26 protein-coding genes are annotated in these 26630 nt (G+C 59.8%); 6 read left to right on the forward strand and 20 right to left on the reverse strand.

From position 1 onward, the window contains the following. Nucleotides 1–7: 7 nt before the first annotated feature. The 3 genes from F8N21_RS18405 to F8N21_RS18415 are packed head-to-tail and all read left to right on the forward strand — an operon-like array spanning nt 8 to nt 2606. Nucleotides 8–1087: a COX15/CtaA family protein gene (locus F8N21_RS18405; RefSeq protein WP_150643475.1), complete on the forward strand. Its 1080-nt coding sequence runs from the start codon at nt 8–10 to the stop codon at nt 1085–1087. After that, the gene (cyoE, locus tag F8N21_RS18410) at nt 1075–1974 is read left to right on the forward strand and encodes a heme o synthase (RefSeq protein WP_150643476.1); all 900 of its coding nucleotides are present in this window, start codon (nt 1075–1077) and stop codon (nt 1972–1974) included. Before F8N21_RS18405 ends, cyoE begins: the two co-directional genes overlap by 13 nt. Next, a complete protein-coding gene (locus F8N21_RS18415; RefSeq protein ID WP_150643477.1) occupies nt 1971–2606 on the forward strand; it encodes an SCO family protein in 636 nt (211 codons plus the stop codon). Before cyoE ends, F8N21_RS18415 begins: the two co-directional genes overlap by 4 nt. 180 nt (nt 2607–2786) lie before the next feature. Here the strand turns inward: F8N21_RS18415 and F8N21_RS18420 are convergent, their stop codons facing one another. Genes F8N21_RS18420 through F8N21_RS18430 form a run of 3 tightly spaced genes read right to left on the reverse strand, consistent with a single transcriptional unit; the run spans nt 2787 to nt 5299 of the window. Further along, nucleotides 2787–3557, reverse strand: a complete 771-nt coding sequence (locus tag F8N21_RS18420) for a MetQ/NlpA family ABC transporter substrate-binding protein (protein WP_150643478.1) — start codon at nt 3555–3557, stop codon at nt 2787–2789. A 60-nt stretch (nt 3558–3617) separates the two neighbouring features. After that, the gene (locus F8N21_RS18425; protein ID WP_150643479.1) at nt 3618–4292 is read right to left on the reverse strand and encodes a methionine ABC transporter permease; all 675 of its coding nucleotides are present in this window, start codon (nt 4290–4292) and stop codon (nt 3618–3620) included. After that, nucleotides 4292–5299: a methionine ABC transporter ATP-binding protein gene (locus F8N21_RS18430; RefSeq protein ID WP_150643480.1), complete on the reverse strand. Its 1008-nt coding sequence runs from the start codon at nt 5297–5299 to the stop codon at nt 4292–4294. The genes F8N21_RS18425 and F8N21_RS18430 overlap by 1 nt, the downstream gene beginning before the upstream one ends. A 193-nt stretch (nt 5300–5492) precedes the next feature. Between F8N21_RS18430 and katE the strand changes: the two genes are divergently transcribed. Next, nucleotides 5493–7703 carry a catalase HPII gene (gene katE, locus F8N21_RS18435; protein ID WP_224788253.1) on the forward strand — a complete coding sequence of 737 codons (2211 nt, stop codon included), beginning with the start codon at nt 5493–5495 and terminating at the stop codon, nt 7701–7703. A 133-nt stretch (nt 7704–7836) separates the two neighbouring features. On the opposite strand, the gene F8N21_RS18440 is transcribed toward katE, so the two are convergent. From F8N21_RS18440 to zur, 4 genes are read right to left on the reverse strand one after another with little or no spacing between them, the layout of a single operon-like run. Further along, complete coding sequence (locus F8N21_RS18440; protein WP_150643482.1) at nt 7837–8553, reverse strand: PA5502 family lipoprotein; 717 nt, start codon at nt 8551–8553, stop codon at nt 7837–7839. Nucleotides 8554–8590: 37 nt separating this feature from the next. Then, nucleotides 8591–9379 (reverse strand): zinc ABC transporter permease subunit ZnuB, encoded by a 789-nt coding sequence (gene znuB, locus F8N21_RS18445; RefSeq protein WP_150643483.1) that lies wholly within the window; start codon nt 9377–9379, stop codon nt 8591–8593. Then, nucleotides 9372–10157 carry a zinc ABC transporter ATP-binding protein ZnuC gene (gene znuC, locus F8N21_RS18450; protein ID WP_150643484.1) on the reverse strand — a complete coding sequence of 262 codons (786 nt, stop codon included), beginning with the start codon at nt 10155–10157 and terminating at the stop codon, nt 9372–9374. Before znuC ends, znuB begins: the two co-directional genes overlap by 8 nt. After that, nucleotides 10157–10639 carry a zinc uptake transcriptional repressor Zur gene (gene zur / locus F8N21_RS18455; RefSeq protein WP_150643485.1) on the reverse strand — a complete coding sequence of 161 codons (483 nt, stop codon included), beginning with the start codon at nt 10637–10639 and terminating at the stop codon, nt 10157–10159. Before zur ends, znuC begins: the two co-directional genes overlap by 1 nt. 57 nt (nt 10640–10696) lie before the next feature. On the opposite strand from zur, the gene znuA reads away from it, so the two are divergent. Then, on the forward strand, nt 10697–11644 hold the full coding sequence (gene znuA, locus F8N21_RS18460; protein ID WP_150643486.1) for a zinc ABC transporter substrate-binding protein ZnuA: 948 nt from the start codon (nt 10697–10699) through the stop codon (nt 11642–11644). A gap of 37 nt (nt 11645–11681) precedes the next feature. Here the strand turns inward: znuA and F8N21_RS18465 are convergent, their stop codons facing one another. From F8N21_RS18465 to F8N21_RS18485, 5 genes are all read right to left on the reverse strand, one after another. Next, nucleotides 11682–12725, reverse strand: a complete 1044-nt coding sequence (locus tag F8N21_RS18465) for a DUF5924 family protein (protein WP_150643487.1) — start codon at nt 12723–12725, stop codon at nt 11682–11684. 192 nt (nt 12726–12917) lie between these two features. Then, nucleotides 12918–14297, reverse strand: a complete 1380-nt coding sequence (locus F8N21_RS18470; RefSeq protein WP_150643488.1) for a M16 family metallopeptidase — start codon at nt 14295–14297, stop codon at nt 12918–12920. 235 nt (nt 14298–14532) lie between these two features. Further along, entirely contained in the window at nt 14533–16191 is a 1659-nt protein-coding gene (locus F8N21_RS18475) for a Na/Pi cotransporter family protein (protein ID WP_150643489.1), read from the reverse strand. Between the two features lie 222 nt (nt 16192–16413). Then, nucleotides 16414–17181, reverse strand: a complete 768-nt coding sequence (locus tag F8N21_RS18480; RefSeq protein ID WP_150643490.1) for a TerC family protein — start codon at nt 17179–17181, stop codon at nt 16414–16416. A gap of 84 nt (nt 17182–17265) precedes the next feature. Then, complete coding sequence (locus tag F8N21_RS18485; protein WP_150643491.1) at nt 17266–18573, reverse strand: CitMHS family transporter; 1308 nt, start codon at nt 18571–18573, stop codon at nt 17266–17268. A 349-nt stretch (nt 18574–18922) separates the two neighbouring features. Here F8N21_RS18485 and F8N21_RS18490 point away from each other — a divergent pair, with 349 nt between their 5' ends. Continuing rightward, on the forward strand, nt 18923–19324 hold the full coding sequence (locus tag F8N21_RS18490; protein ID WP_150643492.1) for a GFA family protein: 402 nt from the start codon (nt 18923–18925) through the stop codon (nt 19322–19324). A gap of 152 nt (nt 19325–19476) precedes the next feature. Here F8N21_RS18490 and F8N21_RS18495 read toward each other — a convergent pair whose 3' ends face one another. From F8N21_RS18495 to F8N21_RS18530, 8 genes are all read right to left on the reverse strand, one after another. Next, the gene (locus tag F8N21_RS18495; protein WP_150643493.1) at nt 19477–21438 is read right to left on the reverse strand and encodes a DUF4105 domain-containing protein; all 1962 of its coding nucleotides are present in this window, start codon (nt 21436–21438) and stop codon (nt 19477–19479) included. After that, the gene (locus F8N21_RS18500) at nt 21435–21755 is read right to left on the reverse strand and encodes a DUF2388 domain-containing protein (protein WP_150643494.1); all 321 of its coding nucleotides are present in this window, start codon (nt 21753–21755) and stop codon (nt 21435–21437) included. The genes F8N21_RS18495 and F8N21_RS18500 overlap by 4 nt, the downstream gene beginning before the upstream one ends. 26 nt (nt 21756–21781) lie before the next feature. Next, the gene (locus tag F8N21_RS18505) at nt 21782–22090 is read right to left on the reverse strand and encodes a DUF2388 domain-containing protein (RefSeq protein ID WP_150643495.1); all 309 of its coding nucleotides are present in this window, start codon (nt 22088–22090) and stop codon (nt 21782–21784) included. Nucleotides 22091–22196: 106 nt separating this feature from the next. Continuing rightward, a complete protein-coding gene (locus F8N21_RS18510) occupies nt 22197–22514 on the reverse strand; it encodes a DUF2388 domain-containing protein (RefSeq protein ID WP_150643496.1) in 318 nt (105 codons plus the stop codon). Between the two features lie 177 nt (nt 22515–22691). Then, complete coding sequence (locus F8N21_RS18515; protein WP_150643497.1) at nt 22692–22901, reverse strand: DUF1127 domain-containing protein; 210 nt, start codon at nt 22899–22901, stop codon at nt 22692–22694. 269 nt (nt 22902–23170) lie between these two features. Next, a complete protein-coding gene (locus F8N21_RS18520) occupies nt 23171–23386 on the reverse strand; it encodes a DUF1127 domain-containing protein (RefSeq protein WP_150643498.1) in 216 nt (71 codons plus the stop codon). A gap of 319 nt (nt 23387–23705) precedes the next feature. Then, nucleotides 23706–25199 (reverse strand): acetyl-CoA hydrolase/transferase family protein, encoded by a 1494-nt coding sequence (locus F8N21_RS18525; RefSeq protein ID WP_150643499.1) that lies wholly within the window; start codon nt 25197–25199, stop codon nt 23706–23708. Nucleotides 25200–25378: 179 nt separating this feature from the next. Further along, on the reverse strand, nt 25379–26630 hold a 1252-nt coding region (locus F8N21_RS18530), incomplete at its 5' end, for an NAD(P)(+) transhydrogenase (Re/Si-specific) subunit beta (RefSeq protein ID WP_150643500.1).

Here is a 26630-nt window from a genome sequence, read left to right on the forward strand (position 1 = left end):
CATCGTCATGGCCAAACCTGGATTTCGCCTCGCGTTGTTTGCCACTTTGCTGGCACTGATTGTGGTATTGCTCGGTGCCTATACCCGGCTGACTCATGCCGGGCTGGGCTGCCCGGACTGGCCAGGCTGCTACGGTTTTATCAGTGTGCCGAAAAGCGAAGCCCAGCTGGCCCATGCCGAACTGCACTATCCCGATGCGCCAGTGGAGGCCCATAAGGGCTGGAACGAAATGGTCCACCGCTACTTCGCCGGGGCCTTGGGGTTGCTGATTGTGTTGCTGGCCGCACGGGCCTGGACCCATCGTCATCACCCGGGGCACCCGTTGAAGCTACCGCTGTTTTTGCTGGCGGTGGTGTGCGCTCAAGCGGCGTTCGGCATGTGGACGGTGACCCTCAAGCTCTGGCCGCAAGTAGTCACCGGGCATTTGCTCGGCGGTTTTGCCACCTTGAGCCTGTTGTTTTTGCTGACACTGCGCCTGTCTGGGGTGTTGCCGGCGCTGACGGTGCCGCGGCGCCTGCAGTACTGGGCGACTGCCGGATTATTGCTGGTGATCGGGCAAATCGCTCTGGGTGGCTGGGTCAGCTCCAACTATGCGGCGGTGGCCTGTATCGACTTTCCTACTTGTCATGGGCAGTGGCTGCCGGCCGCCGACTTCGCCAATGGCTTTCACCTGACCCAGCACATCGGCCCGAATTACCTCGGCGGCCAACTGGACAGCGATGCCCGCACCGCGATTCATCTGACTCATCGTATTGGCGCGCTGGTGGTCACCCTGGTGCTGCTGGGGCTGGCCTGGCAATTGCGGGCGGTGGGTATGAGCCGTCTTGCCGGGGTGGTGCTGGTGGCACTGGGCGTGCAGATCAGCCTGGGGGTGAGCAATGTGTTGTTGCATCTGCCACTGCCGGTTGCGGTCGCCCATAACGCTGGCGGAGCGGCGCTGCTGCTGACGCTGGTACTGGTCAATTACCACGCGCGAACCAGCCTGGTTCGGGTCAAGCATCAGGTCCCTGTGCGTTGGCGGCTCAGCCCGCGCAAACATTCAGGCGGCCCTATAACAATAAAAGGAGAGATGCCATGGCGACTTTGATCGGCGAACGTCACAGTCAGGCAATCTGGCGTGACTATCTGGAGCTGACCAAACCCAAGGTGGTGGTGCTGATGCTCATCACTTCACTGGTGGGGATGTTTCTCGCCACCCGCGCCGGGGTGCCGTGGACGGTGCTGGTGTTCGGCAATCTGGGGATCGCGATGTGCGCGGGAGGCGCGGCGGCGGTCAACCATGTGGTGGACCGGCGGATTGATGCGGTCATGGCCCGGACCCACAAGAGGCCACTGGCCGAAGGACGGGTCTCACCGACCGCGGCGCTGACCTTCGCTTTTGCGTTGGCGCTGGCTGGCCAAGGCGTGCTGCTGGCCTTCACTAACCCGTTGACCGCCTGGCTGACCTTGGCCTCGCTGCTCGGCTATGCGGTGATCTACACCGGTTTTCTCAAGCGCGCCACACCGCAGAATATTGTGATCGGCGGGCTGGCCGGCGCCGCTCCACCGTTGCTCGGCTGGGTCGCCGTCACCGGGCATGTCAGTGCCGAGCCGCTGCTGCTGGTACTGATCATCTTCGCCTGGACCCCGCCGCACTTCTGGGCGCTGGCGATTCACCGCAAGGAGGAATACGCCAAGGCCGATATCCCGATGTTGCCGGTGACCCATGGCGAGCACTACACCAAGGTCCACATTGTGCTCTACACCTTCGTCCTGCTCGCGGTCAGCCTGCTGCCGTTTGTCATCCACATGAGTGGAATGCTTTACCTGATTTGCGCCCTGGGCCTTGGCGCGAGGTTTCTGCAATGGGCCTTCGTGCTGTACCGTGGCACTCGGCCGCACGCGGCGATCAACACCTTCAAGTATTCTATTTACTACTTGTTCCTGCTGTTTATCGCGCTGCTCGTAGACCACTACCTATTGTTGAGCCTATGACTCGAACTCAGAAAACCGTCTTTATTCTCGTGGCCCTGGTGGCTTTGATCCTGGGACTTACCGTCAACAAAGTGCTCAATGGCAGAGGCCAGGGTGACCCGACCGCCCTGATCGATGCCGGGATCATCCTGTTGCCGCAAAGTCGTCAGTTGCCGGATCTACAGATGGTTGATCAAGATGGCCAGAGCGTTACGGTCAACGAGCTGAAAGACAAATGGAGCCTGCTGTTTTTCGGCTACACCTTCTGCCCGGACATTTGCCCGACCACCCTCGCCCAGCTACGGCAGATCAAGAGCGAGTTGCCCAAGGAGGCGGTCGACAAGCTGCAGATCATCCTGGTCAGCGTCGACCCGGCCCGTGACAACCCCAAGCAGCTCAAGCAGTACCTGGGCTACTTCGACCCGGACTTCAAAGGCCTGACCGGCGCCTCGGTAGAGGACGTGCAGAAACTCGCCAATGCTGTGAGCATTCCGTTCATCCCGGCGGATACCAGCAAACCCAACTACACCGTCGACCACAGCGGCAACCTGGCCGTGATCGGCCCGGACGGCACCCAGCGTGGTTTCATTCGAGCACCGTTGAACAACCAGAAGCTGGTGGTTCAGTTGCCGGCGATGTTGCAGCGTAAGTAACCGGGTGGCCCCAAAAGATCGCAGCCTGCGGCAGCTCCTACACCAACCGCGTACACCCATGAGTCCATAGGTGTACACAAATTCTGTAGGAGCTGCCGCAGGCTGCGATCTTTTGATTTTGGGTTTAGTGCGAAGGGATTGAAACGAAGCGGGGTGCAGCGATTGCACCCCCGTTTTACATCAGAACGCTGGCAATACCGCGCCTTTGTATTTTTCCAGAATGAATTGCTTCACTTCCGGGCTCTGCAAGGCGGTAACCAGTTTTTTCATGGACTCGGAATCCTTGTCGTCCGGGCGGGCAACCAGAATGTTCACGTAAGGCGAGTCTTTGCCTTCGATGACCAGTGCGTCCTTGGCCGGATCGAGCTGGGCTTCCAGCGCATAGTTGGTGTTGATCAGCGCCAGGTCGACCTGGGTCAGCACGCGCGGGATGGTGGCGGCTTCCAGTTCACGGAACTTCAGGTCCTTGGCGTTCTCGGTGATGTCGCGGACGGTCGAGAGGATGTTGTTCGAGTCCTTCAACTTGATCAGTCCGGCCTTGGCCAGCAGCAGCAAGGCGCGGCCACCGTTGGTGGCGTCGTTCGGGATCACCACGTTGGAACCGCCTGGCAGTTCTGCGAGGGTCTTGTGCTTGCTGGAGTAAGCACCCAGCGGCTCCAGGTGCACGCCGGCAACGCTGATCAGGTTAGTGCCCTTGGCCTTGTTGAATTCATCCAGGTACGGCTGGTGCTGGAAGAAGTTGGCGTCCAGACGCTTCTCGGCTACCTGTACGTTCGGCTGGATGTAGTCGGTGAAGACTTTGACCTTGAGGTCGACGCCCTCTTTGGCCAGCGCCGGTTTAACGAATTCCAGGATTTCCGCGTGCGGCACCGGGCTTGCGGCCACGGTCAGGGTTTGTGCCTGAGCGGAAAACGCTGCAACGGCAGCGAACGCGACGAGTAGTTTTTTCATCCAGCAAACTCCTTGTTAGGTGCCTGTCCAGGCGCCTGCCAGCGGTGGCTGGCGGTTCAGTTATTTTCGGGAAAAGTGCACCACCAGCTTATCGCCGACGGTTTGCAGAATTTGTACCAGTACCAGCAGCAACACCACCGTGACCACCATGACGTCGGTCTGGAAACGCTGGTAACCGAAACGAATCGCCAGGTCGCCCAGACCACCCGCGCCGACCACACCGGCCATCGCGGTGTAGGACACCAAGGTAATCGCTGTCACCGTGATCGCGGCAAAAATGCCTGGTCGCGCTTCCGGCAGCAAGGCATTGATGATGATCTGCCGCGTAGTCGCGCCCATGGCCTGGGTCGCTTCGATAATGCCGCGATCCACTTCACGCAGCGCGGTTTCCACCAGTCGCGCGAAGAACGGTGTCGCGCCCACTACCAGCGGTGGAATCGCCCCGGCCACACCCAGCGAGGTGCCAGTGATCAGTACGGTAAAAGGGATCATCACGATCAACAGAATGATGAAGGGCAACGAACGCAGGATGTTCACCACCAGCGACAGCATCGCGTAAACGCCTCTGGCCTCGAGCAACTGACGCGGGCTGCAGAGGAACAACAGCACACCCAGCGGCAGGCCGAGCAACACGGTGAACAGCAACGAACCACCGAGCATCAACAGGGTGTCGCCAGTGGCCAGCCAGATTTCGTACCAGTCGATATTGGCGAAGAAAAGGGTAAGGGCTTCCATTAGCGCAGCACCTCCATATGGACGTCCGCCGCGGTGAAGTGGGCGAATGCGGCTTCCATGTCACCACCGGTGACGGCCAGGGTCAGTTGCCCATAAGGGACGTCTTTGATGCGATCGATACGACCGGCCAGGATGCTGTAGTCCACACCCGTTTCGCGGGCGACGGTACCCAGCAATGGCGCGTAGGTCGCTTCACCCTGGAAGGTCAGACGCACTATGCGGCCAGGGACATGGGCGAAGTCATCGCGTTGTTCGCTTTCATCGATCTGCTCGTCTTCCTGCACAAAACGCTTGGTGGTCGGGTGCTTGGGATGCAGGAACACCTCGGCCACCGTGCCCTGTTCGACGATCACGCCAGCGTCCATCACCGCGACCTGATCGCAGACCCGACGGATTACATCCATCTCATGGGTGATCAGCACGATGGTCAGGTTCAACTCGCGGTTGATCTCGGCCAGCAATTGCAGGACCGACGCCGTGGTTTGCGGGTCAAGGGCGCTGGTGGCTTCGTCGCAGAGCAGGATTTTCGGCTTGGTCGCCAGCGCGCGGGCGATGCCGACTCGCTGCTTCTGGCCGCCGGACAACTGCGCCGGGTATTTTTTGGCGTGGTCGGCCAGGCCTACTCGTGCGAGCAACTCGGCAACACGCCGGTCGATCTCGCTGCGGGACAATTCGCCGGCCAGGGTCAGTGGCAGCGCAACGTTGTCGGCAACGGTCTTGGAGGCCAGCAGATTGAAGTGCTGGAAGATCATCCCGACCTGCTGACGGAAACGCCGCAGGCCATTGGCATCGAGCGCAGTGACTTCTTCTTCATCGACGAAGATCTTGCCGCCGCTAGGGGCTTCCAGGCGATTGATCAGGCGCAGCAGGGTACTTTTTCCCGCGCCGGAATGGCCGATCAGGCCAAACACCTGACCATCCTCGACACGCAAGCTGCTCGGATGCAGGGCAGGAATATCCTTGCCGGCAACCCGGTAGGTTTTATGGACGTTTTGAAACTCGATCACGTAGCGAACCTTGTGGGCGCGTTAGAAAGGGTCAGCGGTTAGCCGGGCGCGCATTTTAGCCTGTCCGTATAGAGGTTCTTAGCATTTATTTTGTATTCATCCTTTCATTTGGCAATAACGCGATCAAAGGTCATAAAAAAGGAACGGCGCAAATCGGTGCCAGTCATTAGTTAAGCAACTCGAAAACACCCAGGTGCCGTGCCTGGGGACTTTTGCCCATGAAGCCCGGGAGCGCCGGGAATCGCAAACGAGGAGTTCTTGTCTGATGAGTACCAAGAAGCCTGCCCCAGCGAAGAGCCAGCTGGCCGGAACCGACACTGTGGACCGTGGCAATACCAACGCCAAATTGCAAAGTCTGGAAACGTTTCGCTCTGATGCCACCGACCAAGCGTTACGCACCAATCAGGGCGTAAAGGTCGTCGATAACAAAAACACCTTGAGGGTCGGCGCTCGCGGGCCATCGCTGCTGGAAGACTTCATCATGCGTGAAAAAATCACGCATTTTGACCACGAGCGGATTCCCGAGCGCATCGTCCATGCCCGTGGTGTTGGCGCTCATGGTTACTTTCAGACCTATGAAGCACATACGGCGCTGACCAAGGCCGGTTTCCTGCAAGACCCCGGAAAGAAAACCCCGGTCTTCGTGCGCTTTTCGACGGTCCAGGGCCCCCGCGGTTCCGGCGATACCGTGCGTGATGTGCGGGGCTTCGCGGTGAAATTCTTCACCGACGAAGGCAACTTTGATTTGGTCGGTAACAATATGCCGGTGTTCTTTATCCAGGATGCGATCAAGTTTCCCGATTTCGTCCACGCGGTAAAACCCGAGCCGCACAATGAAATACCCACCGGCGGTTCGGCTCACGACACCTTCTGGGATTTCGTTTCGTTGCAGCCGGAATCCGCGCACATGGTGATGTGGGCCATGTCCGACCGGGCTATTCCGAAAAGCCTGCGCACGATGCAGGGTTTCGGCGTGCACACCTTTCGCATGATCAATGCCGAGGGCAAATCCACCTTCGTCAAATTCCACTGGCGGCCAAAAGCCGGGACCTGTTCTCTGGTCTGGGATGAAGCGCAGAAACTGGCGGGCAAGGACACCGACTTCCATCGTCGCGATCTGTGGGAGTCAATTGAAGGCGGCGACTATCCGGAGTGGGAATTCGGCGTGCAAATCGTCGCTGAAGAAGACGAACACAGCTTCGACTTCGACCTGCTCGATCCGACCAAGATCATCCCGGAAGAACTGGTGCCGATTACCCCGCTGGGGAAAATGGTGCTCAATCGCAATCCGGACAACTTCTTTGCCGAGACTGAGCAGGTTGCCTTTTGCCCTGGGCATATCGTGCCCGGTATCGATTTCTCCAACGACCCGCTGCTGCAAGGTCGACTGTTCTCCTACACCGATACGCAGATCAGTCGACTGGGTGGACCGAACTTTCACGAGATCCCGATCAACCGCCCGGTGGCGCCGTTCCACAATGGTCAGCGTGACGCCATGCATCGCATGACCATCGACAAGGGCCGTGCCTCTTATGAGCCAAACTCCGTCGATGGTGGCTGGCCGCTGGAAACCCCGCCGGCCGCACGGGACGGTGGCTTCGAGAGCTACCCGGAGCGGATCGACGCGCAGAAGATCCGTCAACGCAGCGAGTCGTTCAGCGATCACTTCTCTCAGGCCCGGCTGTTCTTCAAGAGCATGAGCAAACACGAGCAAGAGCACATCATCTCCGCCTACAGCTTCGAGTTGGGCAAGGTCGAGCGGCTATGGATTCGCGAGCGTCAGGTCAATGAAATTCTGGCCAATATCGATCTGGAGCTGGCCGGGCGCGTGGCGCAGAACCTGGGCCTGCCTGCGCCGAAAGCCGGGACGGTGGCCGAACGCAAAACTTCACTGGAGCAGTCGCCGGCCTTGAGTCAGGCCAACCTGCTCTCGGGTGATATCAAAACCCGCAAAGTGGCGATCCTGGCAGCGGACGGTGTCGATGGGGCGGCAATTGCCGCACTGAAGACGGCTTTGGAAGCCGAAGGCGCCCATGCCAAATTACTCGGCCCGACTTCCGCTCCGGTCACCACCTCGGACGGCAAAAGCCTCGCGGTGGATGCATCCATGGAGGGGTTGCCGTCAGTGGCGTTCGACGCGGTGTTTGTGCCGGGCGGGGCCAAGTCGGTACAGGCATTGAGCACCGATGGTGTGGCGCTGCATTACTTGCTGGAGGCGTACAAGCACCTGAAAGCGATTGCCTTGCACGGCGAAGCGAAACAGCTGCTGGATGTGCTGCATCTGGAGGCGGATGCGGGATTGATAGTCGGCGGGGATGCCAAGGCGTTCAAGGCGTTCCTTGCGGCGATTGCCCAGCATCGGGTCTGGGATCGGGAGCCTAAGGCCAAGGGGATTCCGGCTTAGTTTTTTCGGCGCGGGTTAACCATAAAGATCGCAGCCTGCGGCAGCTCCTACACACCGACCGTGTACCACCGTGAATTATCGGGCGTACGCAATTCTGTAGGAGCTGCCGCAGGCTGCGATCTTTTGACTGTTATCAAGGCTTGCGCGGACTCAGAACCATCTGCGCCGGAATGTGGCGCAGGATCTGGCGCTGGATCTGCAGATCAAAACCGGAGTCGAGCTTTTTCACCCGTTTGCTCAGCAGCGTGGCCAGCCACGGATAGTCCTCGGTGCGCGGCGCCTGAATGCTCACATCGCATTGGTAATTCACCACGTCAGCGGCAATAGCATCCAGTTGCTTGCGCAGCTTGGTGATGTCGGTGAGGTTCAGGGCAACGGTGGTGCTTTCGGCGGTAGGGTCGATCACTTTGGCGACGGGTTTAGGGTCGACAGCTTTCAGGGCCGCTTCGGCTTTATCCAGGTCGGCTTTGCGGGCGTGGGTAATGGCGCTGTTGACGCCGCCGGTCAGCGCCGGGGCTTTAGGCATCAATGCCCGGGCACGACTCAGCGCGGTAGCGGCGGCATTGACGTCGCCTTTTTGCAGGACGATCTGGCTGCGTTGCAAATAGGCCTCGGCCAATTGCCGTTGATACTGCTCCAGCGCCGGGTCGTTGGGCGATTGGGCCTGCAAGGTGCTCAGTTGATCTTCGGCGGTGGCCAATTCGCTGCTGGCGAGGTTTTGCTCCAGCTGCGCGATCGTCGCTGCCCGGCTATCCGGAACCTCGGTGGCCGCGGGGGGCGTGCTTTGGCAAGCGCCCAGCAGCAGGGAAAATGCGGCAAGGAGCAGATAACGTGAGGCGAACGGCTTCATTCCTGCGACTCTCTAATTGCGCAAAAAGCGAGCAAGTCTACACCCCTCTCCGGGGCAGGACAAAACTCAGCAGAAACAGCGCGGCAGCAGTGACCACGATGGATGGGCCGGCCGGAGTGTCCTTGAACCAGGACAGCGCCAGCCCGCCACACACTGCGAGCATGCCCAGCAGGCTTGCGCCCAAGGCCATCTGCTCCGGCGACCGAGCGTGACGCTGGGCCGCCGCCGCGGGAATGATCAGCAACGAAGTAATCAGCAATACGCCGACGATTTTCATTGCGACCGCGATCACCACGGCAATCAACAGCATCAAGGTCAGGCGCAGCGCCGCCACCGGCAAGCCTTCGACCGTGGCCAGTTCTTCGTGCACGGTGATCGCCAGCAGTGGTCGCCACAGTGACACCAGCAACAGCAACACCGCCGCGCTACCGCCGAGGATCCACGCCAGATCAGGCGGGCTGATCGCCAGCAGGTCGCCGAACAGATAAGCCATCAGGTCGATCCGCACTTCATGCATGAAGCTTAGTACCACCAAGCCTAAAGACAGGGTGCTTGGTGCGAGAATTCCCAACAAAGTGTCAGAGGCCAGGGGCTGGCGTTGTTGCAAGGTCACCAGCAACACTGCCAGCAGCAGGCAGCCAACGGTGACGGCCACGGTCGGGCTGACATCCAGCAGAAACCCCAGGGCGACCCCGAGCAAGGCCGCATGGGAAAGGGTGTCGCCAAAGTAGGCCATGCGGCGCCAGACCACGAATGAGCCCAGGGGACCCGCGACCAGTGCCAGGGCCAAGCCTGCCAGCAAAGCGTAAAGCAGAAAATCAGCCATGCTTGCAGCTATCTCCGTGAACATGAGCGTGGACTGCCGGGGCTTCACTGACCACCCCGCCATGCAGATCATGGGCATGATCGTGATGGTGGTGATAGATCGCCAGGCTTTGTGCGTTCTTGCCAAATAGCTCGACGAACGCCGGATCGCCACTGACCTGCTCGGGATGTCCGGAACAGCAGACATGGCGATTGAGGCAGACCACTTGATCGGTGGTGCTCATGACCAGATGCAAATCATGGGAAACCATCAGCACCCCGCAGCCGTGACGGTCGCGCAGGCGGGTGATCAAACTGTAGAGCTCGGCCTGGCCGGCGACATCGACACCTTGTACCGGCTCATCGAGCACCAGCAGTTCCGGTTCGCGCAACAACGCACGGGCCAGCAGCACGCGCTGCATTTCTCCGCCGGAGATGCTCTGCACCGGGCTATCGATCACCTGTTCGGCACCGACTTCATTGAGCGCGGCCAAGGCCCGGGTGCGATCGACGCCCGGCACCAATCGCAGAAAGCGCAGTACCGACAAGGGCAGCGTCGGGTCGACGTGCAGCTTCTGCGGCATATAACCGACCCGCAGCTTCGGCTTGCGCCAGACACTGCCGCTGTCCGGCTTGAGCAGACCGAGCACCGCACGGACCAGGGTGGTCTTGCCGGCGCCATTGGGGCCGATCAAGGTGACGATTTGCCTTGGCTCGACGCTGAGCTGGATATTATCCAGCACGTTCTGCCCGGCAAAGGTTACCTTCACCTTGTCTAGACGGATCAACGCAGTGCTCATCAAGCCCCCTGGCAACCCGAGCAGAGACCGACGATTTCGACGGTTTGCCCTTCGACCACAAAACCGACCTCGCGAGCGCTGCTGACGATCGCATCGCTGATGGTTTTTTGCTCGAGTTCGATCGCGGCGTGGCATTCACGGCAGATCAGGAACTGGCCCTGATGGGCATGTTCCGGATGATTACAGCCGACGAAGGCATTGAGGGACGAGATGCGATGCACCAGGCCGTTTTCCAGCAAGAAATCCAGTGCTCGGTAAACGGTCGGCGGCGCGGCGCGGCGACCATCCTGCTCGCTGAGGACCGCGAGGATGTCGTAGGCACCCAAGGGTTTGTGGCTTTGCCAGACCAGTTCCAGCACCCGCCGACGCAATGCCGTCAGGCGCAAGCCTTGACGGGCGCAGAGCGCATCGGCTTCCGACAGCGCGCTGTGCACACAGTGAGAGTGGTCATGGGGACGGCTGGCCAGCGGTGTTTTAGGCATGAGCGGCGACGATATTTGTGAGAGACGTTATTATGTTACCCGTTCTCGCCTCTCCGAGTGGTCATCGTGTCCCGACTTTTTGCTCTTTTTGTCGCATTTGCTGCCAGTTTGTCCGTGATTAGCGCGGCCCATGCCGAAGTAAAGGTCCTCACCAGCATCAAACCCCTGCAGTTGATCGCCGCTGCGGTGCAGGACGGCGTCGGTGTCCCCGAAGTGCTGCTGCCGCCGGGGGCGACCCCGCATAATTATGCCTTGCGCCCTTCCGACGTGCGACGCGTACAGTCGGTGGACCTGCTCTACTGGATCGGCCCGGACATGGAAGGTTTTCTGCCGCGGGTGCTCAAGGGGCGCAGCCTGCCAACTGTTGCCGTGCAGGATCTGCCAGGCCTGAAACTGCGCCATTTCGGCGAAGATAGTTCCTCCCATGCCGAAGATGCTCACGAAGCTGAACACGCCGATGAACATGATCACGATCATCGGCCCGGCAGCCTGGACGCTCATCTGTGGTTGTCACCGCTCAATGCCCGGGTGATTGCGGCGAAGATGGCCGCGGATCTGAGTGTTGCCGATCCAGCCAACAGCGACCGCTATCAGCGCAACCGCAAAGCCTTCGATGAGCGCCTGGATGCCCTGGACACTCGTCTCAAAGCTCGATTGGCCGGCATTCAAGGCAAACCCTACTTTGTCTTCCATGAGGCTTTCGATTATTTCGAAGGAGCCTACGGCCTCAAGCATGCCGGGGTATTCAGTGTGGCGACCGAAGTGCAACCTGGCGCCCAGCATGTGGCGGCGATGCGTCAGCGCTTGCAGGAAGTCGGCAAGACGTGCGTCTTCAGTGAACCACCGCTGCGTCCACGGTTGGCCGAGACACTGGCCACCGGGCTACCGGTGAAACTGGCGGAGCTGGATGCGCTGGGCGGTTACACGCCCGCCACTGCCCAAGGGTATGAGCAGCTTCTGGAAAAGCTCGGCAATGATTTGGCGGGTTGTCTGGAGCAGTTGTAGGCACACACATTTCGCCGCAAAGCAATGCTCTTCGCGGCTACTTTGCCGCGCTTGGCGCCTTGGTGTCTTGACCTGCGTCGGTCACCTTGAAGCGCAATACACCGATCACCTGGCCGTCTTCGGTCAGCACCCGAACCTGCCAGCTGCCGACCGGATTGTCCGGGAACACCTGTTTGTGGGTCCAGGCCCGGTAGCCTTCCTTGCGCCCGCCGTGAATATCCAGGGCAATGCGGTCGACCTCCTTACCGTTGAATTTCCAGACGTGATAGATCCGTTCATTCAGCCCACGGGGTGCGTTGATCGCGGTGAAGGCATACAAACCGCTACTGCGGACCTGGCTGGCGCTGACTTCTTCCAGACTGTCGCCGGGGGTTCTGTCCTGCATTTGAGTGGTGATTGCCACCTCGGTCATCCACAGGGTCGCCGGGGGTACCCAGGAGCGCAGCAACCAGCCGGCGCCACCGACTGCCAGGGTCACGGCCAGCAACGCCACCCCACTGCGCCAGTTGCGGATCGGAAAGCTCGACGCCAGGCTCGGGAACGACAGCAGCATGGCGATGCCCAGTGCCAGCTTGAAGCTTTGCGCGGTGGTCAGGTGCAGGATGATCGGCAGCGCGGCCAGCAAGGCGGCAAACAAGGTCAGCGTATGCAGCGCCAGAAACAGCCAGCGGCGTGGCGCCAGCCATTTGTAGTACAACGGATCGATGATCGAAATCAGCGCCGCAGCGCCGAGCATCCCGGTGAAGAACAGTTGCCCGCTGTTCCAGGTGGTGGTGATGAGGAAGAACGGCAGGACGAAAAACAGGCTTTCCTGATGGATCATCTGCGTCGCGTAACGCAGCAGTGTTTCGGGAATCTCACGCTTGAAGATCTTGGTGAAGAGTTTGGTCAGGCTGTGTTCCAGCATCAGCCAGATCCAGCTCACCAGCATGATGGTGGTGATCCAGGTCGCCAGGCCTTGCTGGCGATCCACCAGCATGAAGCTGCCGACGCCGGAGATAAAACCACCGAGCGCAATCACCCCTGGGTAGCGCTTCATCAGTTCCATGATGCGCTGTATGTGAGGAGTCCAGTTCGGCATTCGGCTATTCGCAGTCTTAGTAGGAAAGATCTCCGACACAATACCGGTGGCGTGCCCCTGTGGCGAGGGAGCTTGCTCCGCTCGGGTGCGAAGCAGCCGTAAATCAGGCTGACGCATTCTTTCAGACATACCAGGTGGCTGGTTTCAGGGCCGCTTCGCGCCCCAGCGGGAGCAAGCTCCCTCGCCACAGGGTTATTGTTTTCTGCGATGAATTTGCCAACCCAGCAAAGCCAGGGCGATCAGACCCAGCACCCCGCCCGCCATCCAGGTCAAACTGTCGTAGCTCATCAAGGGCTTCTCGATCCGCAGGTAACCGGGCTGGTCAAGCAACTGGCGCATGGCCAGGTTGGCTTGCTTCAGACTGACCGCCTGCAGGCGCTTGGCCGGATTGGCAAAACGGCCGTGGTCATAGTCGCCGAGGGCACTCCAGTAGTAATCCGCCAAAGCGCTATTACCTTGCACGGCCCAGGCCTGACGGGCGACGGCGGCCTGTTGCAGGCGGGAAAAGGTGCCGGGATCGAGTCCGTCCTTGAGCAGTCTGGCCTTCATCTCGTCGAGCGCCTGCTCGGCCCGTGGCAGGTCATCACGCTCCAGGTCGGCGTTCAGACTGAGAAAACCGACACCGCCGAACACTTCGCGTTCGCTCCAGGGTCCATAAGACAGCCCGTGGGCGAGGCGCAATTGGCGATACAACGCCCAGTCCAGGTAGTCCTTGAGCAAGTCGAAGGTTTCGTCGTGCTGGTTGTCCAGGACCGGCTCGGGAACCAACCAGTGCAGCTTGGCGCCACCACCGACCCAGCCGCGGATCAGGTTGCGTTTGAGTTCTGCACTGTTGCGGATTTCCGGTAGCGGCGGATGCTCGCTGGGGTCCACCGGTTCGAGCTGACCATAGGTGCGTTCCAGATACGCCGGCAACAGGCGCTCCAGCTCGCCGACGATGATCAGCGTCATGTTGTTGGGTGCGTACCAGTCCTGGCGCACCTTCTCCAACTGCTCGCGGGTCAGGCGGTCGACCTCGGCCCGCTCGGCGCATTTCAGCCCGAGTTCCACCGCCAGCTGATTGCTGGCCTTGTGGCCCAGGTCCTGGCGGTCCAGCCAGCGCTGCAAGTGGGTGTAGTGACCGCCGTCCTCGCGCTGGACCACTTGCTGGGCGGCATGGATCGCGGTGTCATCGATCCGGGTTTGGGTCAGTAGCGCGAGCAATAGATCGAGGACTTTGCGCTGGTTCTTCGCCGGGGCTTCGATGACGAAGGTCGTGTCGGCGTTGCTGGTGTAGGCATTCCACTCGCCGCCCAGCGCCTGCATGCGTTCTTCCAGCCCGCCTTCGCCGCTGGCATCGATGCCACTGAAGAGCAGATGTTCGAGCAGGTGCGGCAGTTCCTTGTCGGCGCAGCTGAAGTCATCCAGGCCGACTCCGACCACCAGACGGATCGCCACATGACCGCGTTCACCGCCGGGTTTGAGCAGCACTTGCAGACCGTTGGGCAGCACATAGCCTTCGACCTGGAAGCGATCCAGGGCAAACAAAGGGGTTGAGCCGAGCAACAGCAAAGCGAACAGCAGACAACGCATAACAAGCTTCCTGGCGGATAAATACCGGACTCAATAGGTTGAGTGAACCGGCTTTTGTGGCGAGGGAGCTTGCTCCCGCTCGGCTGCGCAGCAGTCGTAAAACCGGTATATGCGTTCTATCGGACCAGTCGCGTTGGCTGATTTCAGGACCGCTGCGCGGTCCAGCGGGAGCAAGTTCCCTCGCCACAGAGTTAACTGTCATCAGTTTGAACTGACTTCTACCAACGCCAGACGTTCAAGGCGAATGAGTGATGTCAGCCAAATCGTCCACCTCCAGTGCTCCAGTGTCGGAGGTCTCCAACACTACATAAGCACTGCTGCAGAACAGTGAATTCAAGCGCTTCATATCGGCGATCAACTCCAGATGCAGCGAACTGGTCTCGATACTTTGCACTATCTTGCGTTGCAAGCGGCTGACATGGGCATGGGCCAGGCGCCGTTCCCGGGCGCGGAAGCGGCGTTTTTCCCGGAGCAATTGCCGGGCGCTCTCCTTGTCGCCGCTGAGGAACACCGACAGGCCCAGGCGCAGGTTGACGATCAGCTGGCTGTGCAGGTCCGCCAGTTCCTCCAGGCCGACATCGGAGAAGGAGCGGCGCTGTGAGGTCTTCTGCTGCTGAACCTTGCGCAACATGCGTTCGATCAGATCGCTGGCGAGTTTCAGGTTGATCGCCAGTTCGATGATTTCCGCCCAGCGTCGGCTGTCCTGGTCGCTGAGATCCTCGCGGGGCATCTGCGCCAGATAGAGCTTGATCGCGCTGTAGAGCGCCTCGACATCGTCACTCATGCGCCGCATCTCCTGGGTGACGGCGGTCTGTTTGCCACGCAGTACATCGAGCATTGCTTCGAGCATATTGTCGATCAGGTCGCCAATGCGCAGGGTTTCCCGCGCCGCGTTGGCCAGCGCCAGGCTGGGGGTGACCAGTGCGGTCGGGTCCAGGTGGCGCGGCCGAGCCAGGCCGTTGATCTCCGGGCGCTCCGGCAGCAGCCAGGCACAGAGCCGCGCCATTGGTCCGACGCTGGGCAGCAGCAACAGGCAACGGACGGTGTTGTAGAGCAGATGAAATCCGATCACCAAGCCTTGCGGACCGTAATCGAGGGAGTCCATCCAGTGCACCAGCGGATCGAGCACCGGGATGATCAGCAACAGACCGATCAGTTTGTACAGCAGGCTGCCCAGCGCCACTTGGCGACCGGCGGCGTTCTGCATACTGGTACTGAGAAAGGCCAATACCCCACTGCCGATATTTGCCCCGATCACCAGACCGATGGCCACCGGCAGGCTGATGAGCCCCGCGCTGGCCAGCGTCGCCGTGAGCAGAACAGCTGCCAGGCTGGAATAGGAAACCATCGCGAACAGCGCGCCAACCAGGGCGTCGAGCAGGATATCCCCGGTCAGGGATGCGAACACCACCTTCACCCCTTGCGCCTGGGTGATCGGGGCTGCGGCTTCGACTATCAGTTGCAGGGCAAGAATGATCAGCCCCAGACCGATGCCGACCCGCCCTAATTGGCCGGCGCGGGTCTGTTTGCGCGAGAGAAAGAAAATCACCCCGAGGAAAATCAGCAGCGGCGAGAGCCAGGACAAGTCGAGGGTCAGTACCCGAGCCATCAACGCCGTACCGACGTCGGCGCCGAGCATGGTTGCCAGTGCCGGCGTCAGTGCCATCAGGCCCTGGCCAACGAACGAGGTGACCAGCATGGCCGTGGCGTTGCTGCTCTGGACCATGGCGGTCACCAGTATCCCGGCGATAAACGCCAGCGGGCGCTTGGACATGTTCTGGCCGATCAAGTGGCGCAGGTTCGAGCCGTAGACCCGCAGGATGCCGGTTCGGACGATGTGCGTGCCCCAAATCAACAAGGCCACGGCGGAGAGCAGATTGAGCAGGGTCAGCATAGGGCCCCCTGGGGTGAAAAGCGCCCCAAAGGGGCAAGCGACGCTCTAAGTTCTGTACTTAAGCTTTAGTTGGCTAACGGTCTGGGCGCCAGCATCGCATAGCTAAAGCGTCGATTGAAACAAAACTGTCATGAGTTCAGCTTCTTTTTCGACCTCCTTTCGCGACACCGCGGACGTGAAAAAGGGGCTCGAAAGCCCCTTCTTCAACAGCGCCGCTTCAGGTTATTGGCCCGGGATGTCCTTGCGCAGTTTCACTGGATCTTGTTGCTTGCGCTTTTTCGCCATCGCGGTGCGCAACTTGATGTTGACCGCTTCCACTGCCAGCGAGAACGCCATGGCGAAGTAGACGTAGCCTTTTGGCAGATGCACTTCGAAGGATTCGGCGATCAAGACGGTACCGACCAGCAACAGGAACGACAGTGCGAGCATTTTCAGCGACGGATGTTTGTCGATGAAGTCGCTGATGGTGCCTGCAGCCATCATCATCACCAGGACCGCGACGACGATCGCCGCGACCATGACCGGCACATGGGAAACCATGCCGACTGCGGTGATCACCGAGTCCAGGGAGAAAACGATGTCGATGATCGCGATCTGGATGATGGTGTAGAAGAAATTACCGCCCTTGGCGTTCAGCTCGTCGGTGGTTTCGTCTTCACCTTCCAGTGCGTGGTACATCTCTTGGGAGCTTTTCCACAGAAGGAACAGACCACCGAAGAACAGGATCAGGTCGCGCCCGGAAATCCCCTGGTCGAAGACCACGAACAGATCGGCGGTCAGACGCATGACCCAGGTGATCGACAGCAACAACAGGATCCGGGTGACCATGGCCAGCGCCAGGCCGAAGATCCGCGTGCGGGCCTGCATATGCTTGGGCATACGGCTGACCAGAATCGAGATCATGATGATGTTGTCGATACCCAGGACGATCTCCAGGGCAGTCAGCGTAAAGAAGGCAACCCAGATTTCCGGGTTGGTCAGCCATTCCATGTGTATTCCTTTGAGCGAGTGTTGAACCGCACCGGGCCAAACTTTGAAAGTCGAAGTTTAGACCCGTCGTGGTGAGACTTGAGCTTATAGAGTGCTGAACAGCGGAAAAATCCCCATCAGCAAAGCGGCGAACATTATGCACAGGCAAACCAGTACTGCCCACTTCAAGGTGAAACGCTGGTGATCGCCGAAGTCGATTCCGGCCAGTGCTACCAGCAAATAGGTGGACGGCACCAGCGGGCTCAACAAGTGGACGGGTTGACCGACGATCGAGGCACGTGCCATTTCCACAGCGGTGATGCCGTAGTGGCTGGCGGCTTCGGCGAGAACCGGTAACACCCCGTAATAAAAAGCATCGTTGGACATGAAAAAGGTGAACGGCATGCTCACCAGTGCCGTGATCACCGCCAGGTACGGGCCGAGAACATCCGGAATCACCGCCAGCAGGCTTTTCGACATCGCATCGACCATGCCGGTGCCGGACAGGATGCCGGTGAAGATACCCGCGGCGAAAATCAGCCCGACCACCGCCAGGACGCTACCGGCGTGAGCCGCGACACGGTCCTTCTGTTGTTGCAGGCATGGGTAGTTGACGATCATGGCGATACTGAAGGCCACCATAAACAGCACCGGCAATGGCAGCAGACCGGCGACCAATGTGCCCATCAGCACCAGGGTCAGACCGCCGTTGAACCAGATCAGCTTCGGACGACGGGCATCCGGAAACTGCGAAACGCTGATTTCGCTGTGGTCGACTTCGTCGCCTATCAGGTGCAACTCACCCAGGCGTGCGCGTTCGCGCTTACCGTACATATAGGCAATCGCCAGGATGGTTGCCACGCCGGCAAGCATGGCCGGGATCATCGGTACAAAAATATCTGACGGGTCGATGTGCAGGGCACTGGCTGCACGAGCGGTCGGGCCGCCCCAAGGGGTCATGTTCATCACGCCACCGGCGAGGATGATCAGACCGGCCATGATCCGCGGGCTCATGCCGATACGGCTGTAGAGCGGCAACATGGCGGCCACGCAGATCATGTACGTGGTGGCGCCGTCACCGTCCATGGACACAATCAGCGCCAGTACCGCGGTACCGACCGAGACCTTCAACGGGTCGCCCTTGACCAGCTTGAGGATCTTGCGCACCGCAGGGTCAAACAGCCCGGAGTCGATCATCAAGGCGAAATAGAGGATGGCGAACATCAGCATCACCCCGGTCGGGGCGAGCTTGGTGATGCCTTCGAGCATCATCGGGCCGATTTTCGGCGCGAAACCACCGAACAAGGCGAACAGGATCGGGATGATAATCAAGGCGATCAGCGCGGACAGGCGCTTGGTCATGATCAGGAACATGAACGTGATGACCATGGCAAAGCCAAGGAAAGTCAGCATAGGAATACTCCAGGCGTAGCGCGGCTAGGGAATGGCAAACCGGACAGGTCAGCGCAGAACGGGAAGCACGAGGCGTACGGGGGGAGTCGAGGCGGACAGGCGGAAAACAGTAAGCATCAGAATCACCATTGTTGTTGTTAATCGGGCCACAAAGAGGTCGAAACACTTGCTTTGGCCAACCGGTCTATTGCCGGGAGTGAGGGCGATCCTAATCGCGCAAGCTTTCAGCCAGCTTTCGCTGATCAAACGACTGACGAGTTGCTTGTCGGACGGATTGAGGATTTACAGGGTGGGAATTGTCGGTGAGGATCAGATTCAAGGTCCCGCAAACATTCGAGGAGACATCGAGATGACCGGGCTCCACACCGGCGGCTGCCATTGCGGCAGGCTGCGTTACCAGTTCAGCGGACCTCTGCGCGATATTGCCCACTGTCATTGTTCGATTTGTCGCAAAGTCAGCGGCGGGCTGGTAACGACCTGGATCACCCTCCCCCGCAGCGCGTTTCAGTGGTTGGCTGGCACTGCCAGGCAGTACGACTCTTCGCCAGGCTGCGTGCGGTATTTCTGCGAGAATTGTGGCGCTCAACTGGCCTTCATCACCCAGCTGAGCCCGGACAGCATCGATGTAACCGTCGCGACCCTCGACCATCCAGAACTGGCACCCGCTGATCGGCATATCTGGACCGCCAGCCGGCTGCCGTGGGTGCATCTGGATGAGGGTTTGCCCGAGGAGGCGGAGGAAAAACTGTAAGGAGGTCCTGTCACGACACGTTCACGTAGCAGCTGGCGAAGCCTGCGTTCGGCTGCGAAGCAGTCGCAATTCAGACCACCCCATCTCATGGCTTGAATTGCGTTGGCAGTTTTTACGACCGCTTCGCGGCCGAACGCAGTCTTCGCCAGCTGCTACGGCAACTCCAACCCACCCGCGGCCTTGTGCAACGCCCGCAAATGCTCGCCGACCTGTTTGACGTTAGCTTCATTCGCCGCAATCTCGGCTGCGCGGCCTGGCTCGAGCAACGCGCGGACTTCTTTGTCCAGATCGCCCGTGAGGGCCTGCAGCTGTTTCTGCCGCAGGTTGCTTTCCGATTCCAGCCGTTGCCACTCGCTGGCCTGAGGCAAGCCATAACCACCCCTGCCCAGCAGTTCCGCCGGGCGGCTGAGGAAGCCGCTATTGGCCAGGATTTGCTGCAAGGTCTTGTTGGCCTTATCCATGCCGCCGTTTTTCAAGTCCCGGGCACCGAGGTAGCGCTGTTTGACTTCATCCTGAGCCAGCAGCAATTGCCGGCGAAAACTCGCCTGTTCCAGGAGCAGCAAGGCGGCGCTGGTACGCAGGTCGGCCTGGTCGAACCATGGGCGACGTTCTGCAGCGCTCTGCGCCAACCAGTCTTCGACGCTGGTCTGTTTGATCGGCAGATGCTTCTTCAACACTTCGAACATTGCCTGATAACGGTCGCGGAACGAGTCAAAGCGATAGCCCAGGCGCAACGCTTCGCGTGGATCGTCCAGTACGCTGGTGTCCGCCAACCCGCGAGCCTTGAGCACTTTCAGCAAACCGTTGGGGATGATGCTGTCCAGACCGATCAGCTGTGGATTGTTGCTGCCACTGCGCAACAACTTGAGGCTTTCGACGGCGCAGTTATTGGAGATGAAAAAATAGTTGCCGTCGTAGCTCCAGTGCATCTCGGCGGCGTGCTCGACCATATCCTCTATTTCGCTGCGTGACAGGGTGAGCGGCACCGACGCCAGACTGCGCAGCTCGGTCTTGGTGTATTCGTCGATTACCTGGGCCAGTGGCAGGACAAACAGTCGTGATGGATACGCTCCCGTCAGGCCGTCCCAGCTCGACAGCTGCACGTCGCCGACAAAGGCGCGATAGGACAGCACCAGATGTTGGTCCAGGTCCAGTCGGCAGTCTGGCCCGCGCGGGCGGCCCGGCGCACAGATCACCAACCGCAGCATGCTATGCCCCCAGCGGCTGACCCAGTTCTGATTGGCTTCGGCCAACAGGTAGTCGACGGCGTACACCCGTTCCGGGTCGACCTGCCCTAGCGGCTGTTTGGCGAAGTCATTGCCCGCGTTGAGGAAGGCGAATGACTTGGCGCAATTGTCCCTGGCAGCGGGTGCCCAACCGAAATGCTCCTGGTAGTAGCGGTACAGCGCGGGACGACGGCAGGCGTAGCTCGGGTCAAGGAGGAAGTACTCCATGTTGACCGCGACGAACTCTTTCGGACTGCTGGTCTCGTAGATATCCGGGCTGCGGGCGATCTGCCGGTTGTGCTGTTCGCGTTCACCGCGCCGGCCCACGTACTGCGGCCAGCCGGCCAGGTCCAGCAGGCGTGGGTCGTCACTGAGGGTAAAACGCCGCGCCGTCTGGCCGCGGCATTGGTCCGGGATGCCGATCAGCCCCGAGCTGTTGTTCTGCCGTGTGCAGCGCTGGATCAGCGTGCGTTCGGCGTTCGGCCATAAACGCGAACGGTCGTAGATGTGGGTCAGTTCGTGCAATACCGTGGCGAGCATTTCCCGGCGCACGGTCACGTGTGGGCGATGGGTTTTTTTCTTCGCCGCAGAGCCATCGGTGAGGCTGGCGAGCAGATTGCGATTGAGATCGAGCTCGGCGACCAGTGACGCCTGGCCGTAGGCGTTGCTCGGCATGTTGCTGGTCCAGCCGACATCTATGCGCCGGTCCAGTTGCTCGATGAAGCGCGGTGGTAGCGCTCGCATCGCCTCATCCAGCAATGCCTGGCTGGCCTGTTGCTCGGCAGGACTGAGCCCCTCGGTCTTGAGCCGTAATTGCAGGTCAGCCTGGACCGTGTTGCCCAGCAGTAACACAACTCCGGCCAGCAGCCAGGCAGCGAGCGGCCTCACAGTGCGAGGATGGCTTCAGCGAGAACCTGGTCACTGGCATCGCGGGCTTCGGGCACATGGCTACGCAGAGTATCGAAGGCAGCTTCCAGTTGGGCGCCGCGGATATCGCCTTCGCTGGCTACAAAACTGGCGGCGTCGTCGTGAGCTTCTCGCACGACTTTCGAGTCACGAATGGAGCTGGTGGTGTCGGAGGTGAAATCAATCGAGCGCTCAAAGGCACGGATAATGATGTTACTGGTGGCTACCAGGGTTTGCGCCTGGGTCACGCCGGCTAACAACAGCAGGCCAAGGGTGGCGACAATCAGCGGACTACGCATGGTACGACTCCGAAAGGCAGGGATAACTATTGGACGAGAATTGCCTGTGCCAGTTCAAGGTCGCTGGCATGAAGTTTTGATTGAGTATGTCGCAGGAAATTCAGCGCGGATTGCAGTTGCGCTCCGCGCAGTTGCCCATCACTGGCGATAAACGCTGCGGCATCATCCTGGGCGGCCAGGATCAGTTTGTTGTCAAAGGGGGCGCAGATCACTTTGCTGCTGGCGTAGCCGCTGAGCACCAGGCCTTGGGTGCTGAGTTCGAGGGCCTGCGCCGGACCTGTCCAGCAGGCAGCGATGCAGAGGGCGACGATGAGCGGACTTGGCGGAAAACGCATGGGACTCGATAGCTGAAAGCGAATGCCAAGGCTAGCGCAATGCCCGGGCTAGAGCCAGCATCGAAGGATCGGGGCACGACAGGCGTGCCCCGCTTGCATCTTACGATCAGATTGCCAGGATCGCTTGTGCCAGCTGTGCGTCGCTCGCATTCAACTGCGGCGCCTGTTGGCGAATGTGGTCAAGGGCGCTTTCCAGTTTCACGCCGCGGATGCCGCCTTGGGTGGCGACGAAGCTGGCGGCGTCGTCACGGGCCTCACGGACGATCTTGTCGTCTCGCAGCGAGGAGGTCAGATCGGAGGTGGCGTCCGAGGTGGCCTTGAGTGCACCGACGACAGCGTCCGTGGTAACGATGAAGCTGGTGGCATGCGCATTGGCGGCCACGACCAGCAGGGCTGCAGCGCTGAGCAGACGAAGACGGGACATGGTGTAACTCCTGTAGATAAACAGATAAAAGTGGCACCGAGCAAAGCACCTGGCAGCCACTGCAAGTTGCGGTGCCTTGGATATCAGACGCGCGCTTTGCATAGTTCGCCACGTCCTTGATGGATATTAGGCCGCACTGTGGCACTTCGATAGTCCTGTCTCGTCATCTATAGGCAGCTAGCCCCAGAATGGTTTGTCCAGTTCGGCTATGCGGTCGGCATGGCTGATGCACAGATCGGCCAGTTGCTGGTCATTCAACTGGCCGAGTAAACGGCGGGTGCGGGCTCTCTCCAGGCTCCGGGCAAGTGCGGCGAACAGGCGACCCAGAATATGGATGGGCGACTGCTGGCGGGCCTTGGGTGCAGCGACTTCCAATAAGCGATTCATGGTGCCTTCCTTGCTGGGAGGCCGGGGGCTGGCCTTGGAGCCCCATGTTGTTCGCGATGAGAATGGGACTACAGATACAACAGAGTTAAATTGTACTGGTTCAGTTTTCTTTATTGTCAAACTGTACTTGTTGGAAGTTGGCGCCCCTGTATGGCCCTTTTCCCAGGCCCGGAAACGACAAAACCCGTCGCAGTTGCCCGCGACGGGTTTTGTTTGTTCAATTCAAGTGCTGGCGGTGGACCCGGTGGGTCAGAGCCAGCGACGCTAAGTTAGCGCCAGAACGGCTTGCTCAACTCTTCATAGCGTTGTGCTTCGCTAATCCCTGCGTCAGCCAGCAGACGCGAATCCAGGCGAGCCAGTTGGTGGCGGCTGGAGATGCGGCGCTGCCACAGCATCAGGTTGGCGAGAACACGAAGAGGCATGGAGGCCTGGGTGTTAACAGCTTGGTCTTCGAAGAACAGGTCGGAACTGAGTGTACGTTCCATGGTTAGCATCCTTCCGCTTGTGGCGGGATTAGGTAGTGGTTTAACTGATGCCAATGATCCTCCTCTTGGGCAAGTCTCTGTAGATACAGTTCACCTGTATTGTGAGGGGCCAGTTAACTGTTTAGAGGTGCTGTACTGTTCGAAATTGAGGCAACTGTACCTGTCGGCACCGTTATGGTGCGATTTTGCCGATTTGACTCGAAAAGGTAGGAGCTTTCGGTAGGAAATGACCAGTACAGCAGTACAGTTTTAGACAGAATGTGCGGTGGCAACGGGCGGCTGACAAAATTGCATTTTTGTCAGCTGCCAACTGTACCAATTACACCGCGAGCATTTTCCCGGTCTCATCCAGGTTGATGTGCCAGCTCAGTGCTTCACGCAGGATATGCGGGGTGTGTCCGCCCACGGCACAAGCGGCTTTGAAGTAGTCGTTCAAGGCTTCCCGATAGGCCGGGTGCACGCAGTTGTCGATGATCACCCGCGCCCGTTCCCGTGGTGCCAGGCCGCGCAAGTCCGCCAGGCCTATCTCGGTGACGAGAATGTCGACGTCGTGCTCGGTATGGTCAACGTGGCTGACCATCGGCACCACGCTGGAGATCGCCCCGGCTTTGGCAATCGACTTGGTGACGAAGATCGCCAGGTGTGCATTGCGCGAAAAATCGCCCGAACCACCGATGCCGTTCATCATCCGCGTGCCGCAGACGTGAGTGGAGTTGACGTTACCGTACAGGTCAAACTCCAGCGCGGTGTTGATGCCGATGATGCCTAGGCGGCGGATGACTTCCGGGTGGTTGGAAATCTCCTGCGGGCGCAGTACCAGTTGCGGTTTGTAACGGCTCAGGTCGCTGAAGACTTCGGCGTGCTTTTTGGCCGACAGGGTCATGGAGCTGCCCGAGGCAAAGCTCAGTTTGCCAGCGTCGAACAGGTCGAAGGTAGAGTCCTGCAGCACTTCCGAATACATGATCATGTCGTGGAACGGCGAATCGATCAGGCCGTGCATCACTGAGTTGGCGATGGTGCCGATACCCGCTTGCAGCGGCATCAGGGTATTGGTCAGGCGGTTCTCGCGCACTTCATTTTTGAAGAACTCCACCAGGTGATTGGCGATGGCCTGGGTTTCCAGGTCGGGTGGCAATATGGTGGATGCCGAGTCGGGCTGGTTGCTGATGACGATACCGACGATCTTTGCCGGATCGATCTGTACCGCATGGCTGCCGATGCGGCTGTCCGCCTTGAGTATCGGAATCGGCAGGCGGGTCGGCCGATAGCTCGGTATATAGATGTCATGCAGGCCTTCCAGCTCCAGTGGCTGGGCCAGGTTGATCTCGATGATCACCTCTTTGGCCAGGATCGCGAAGCTGGCCGAGTTGCCCACCGAGGTGCTCAGGACCAGGTGGCCTTCTTCGGTGATGGCGACGCATTCGATTACGGCCAGGTCAACGGCTTTGATCTGGCGGTTGCGCAGTTGCTCGACGGTGTCGGAAAGGTGCTGGTCGATAAACATCACGGTGCCATCGTTGATGGCTTTACGCAGGGTACTGTCGACCTGGAACGGCATGCGCCGCGACAGTACGCCGGCTTCGGTAAGTTGTTTGTCGAGGTCGTTGCCCAGGCTGGCGCCGGTCATCAGGCTGATTTTCAGCGGAGTCACTTTGGCGCGTTCGGCCAGTGCATGGGGCACGGCTTTGGCGTCGCCGGCGCGGGTAAAACCGCTCATGCCGACGGTCATGCCGTCCTTGATCAAAGCGGCGGCATCAGCCGCGCTCATGACCTTACTTAACAGCGAAGGCAAGCGAATACGATCACGATACATGGATGGTTATCTCGGGCAACGAAAGCAAGGTATACAGTTTAGTGATTTCAAAAAAATTCCTCCCGCTACCATGGTCGAATGCCGACCCTTGATTTAGAGCCTTTGGTCGGTTTCTGCGGGCAATAAAAAACCCCAGCCTACTCGAGGCCGGGGTTTTTGGTATTGCGCGGGAGCAGTGTTTATTCGACGGCTTTGACCATGTCTTCAATGACTTTCTTGGCGTCGCCGAACACCATCATGGTCTTGTCCAGATAGAACAGTTCGTTCTCCAGGCCGGCATAACCGCTGGCCATCGAGCGCTTGTTGACGATCACCGTCTTGGCTTTATAGGCCTCGAGGATCGGCATGCCGGCAATCGGCGATTTCGGATCGTTCTTCGCCGCCGGGTTGACCACGTCGTTGGCGCCGAGCACCAGTACCACGTCGGTCTGACCGAACTCGGAGTTGATGTCTTCCATCTCGAACACCTGCTCGTAAGGCACTTCGGCCTCGGCCAGCAGGACGTTCATGTGCCCCGGCATCCGCCCGGCAACCGGGTGAATCGCGAACTTTACGGTGACGCCACGGTGAGTCAGCTTCTCCGCCAGCTCCATCAGCGAGTGCTGGGCACGCGCCACCGCCAGGCCATAGCCGGGCACGATGATCACGGTATCGGCGTTGGTCAGCAGGAACGCGGCGTCGTCGGACGAGCCGGACTTTACCGGGCGCGCTTCCGTGGAGCCGGCAGGACCGGCCGCTTCAGTTGCGCCGCCGAAACCGCCGAGCAACACGTTGAAGAACGAACGGTTCATTGCCTTGCACATGATGTACGAGAGGATCGCACCCGATGAGCCCACCAGGGAGCCGGCGATGATCAGCATCGAGTTGTTCAGCGAGAAACCGATACCGGCCGCCGCCCAACCCGAGTAGCTGTTGAGCATCGACACCACCACCGGCATGTCCGCGCCGCCGATCGGGATGATGATCAGCACGCCCAGCACGAAAGCCAGCGCCAGCATCAGGGCGAACGCCGTGAGGTCGCCGGTGAACGTGAACACCAGGCCCAGGCCTAGCGTGGACAAGCCCAACACCAGGTTCAACTTGTGTTGGCCGCTGAACTGTACGGGTGCACCCTGGAACAGGCGGAACTTGTACTTGCCCGACAGCTTGCCGAAGGCAATCACCGAACCGGAGAAGGTAATGGCACCGATCGCCGCGCCCAGGAACAGCTCCAGGCGGTTACCGGAAGGAATTGCATCGCCCAGTAGCTTGACGATACCCAGCGATTGCGGCTCGACCACGGCGGCGATCGCGATGAACACCGCGGCCATACCGATCATGCTGTGCATGAAGGCGACCAGTTCCGGCATTTTGGTCATTTCGACGCGCTTGGCCATGATCGAACCGGCTGTGCCGCCGACCAGCAGGCCGACGATCACGTAGCCGATACCG

The organism is Pseudomonas fluorescens (assembly GCF_902497895.1).
Classification (GTDB): Bacteria; Pseudomonadota; Gammaproteobacteria; order Pseudomonadales; family Pseudomonadaceae; genus Aquipseudomonas; species Aquipseudomonas fluorescens_BP.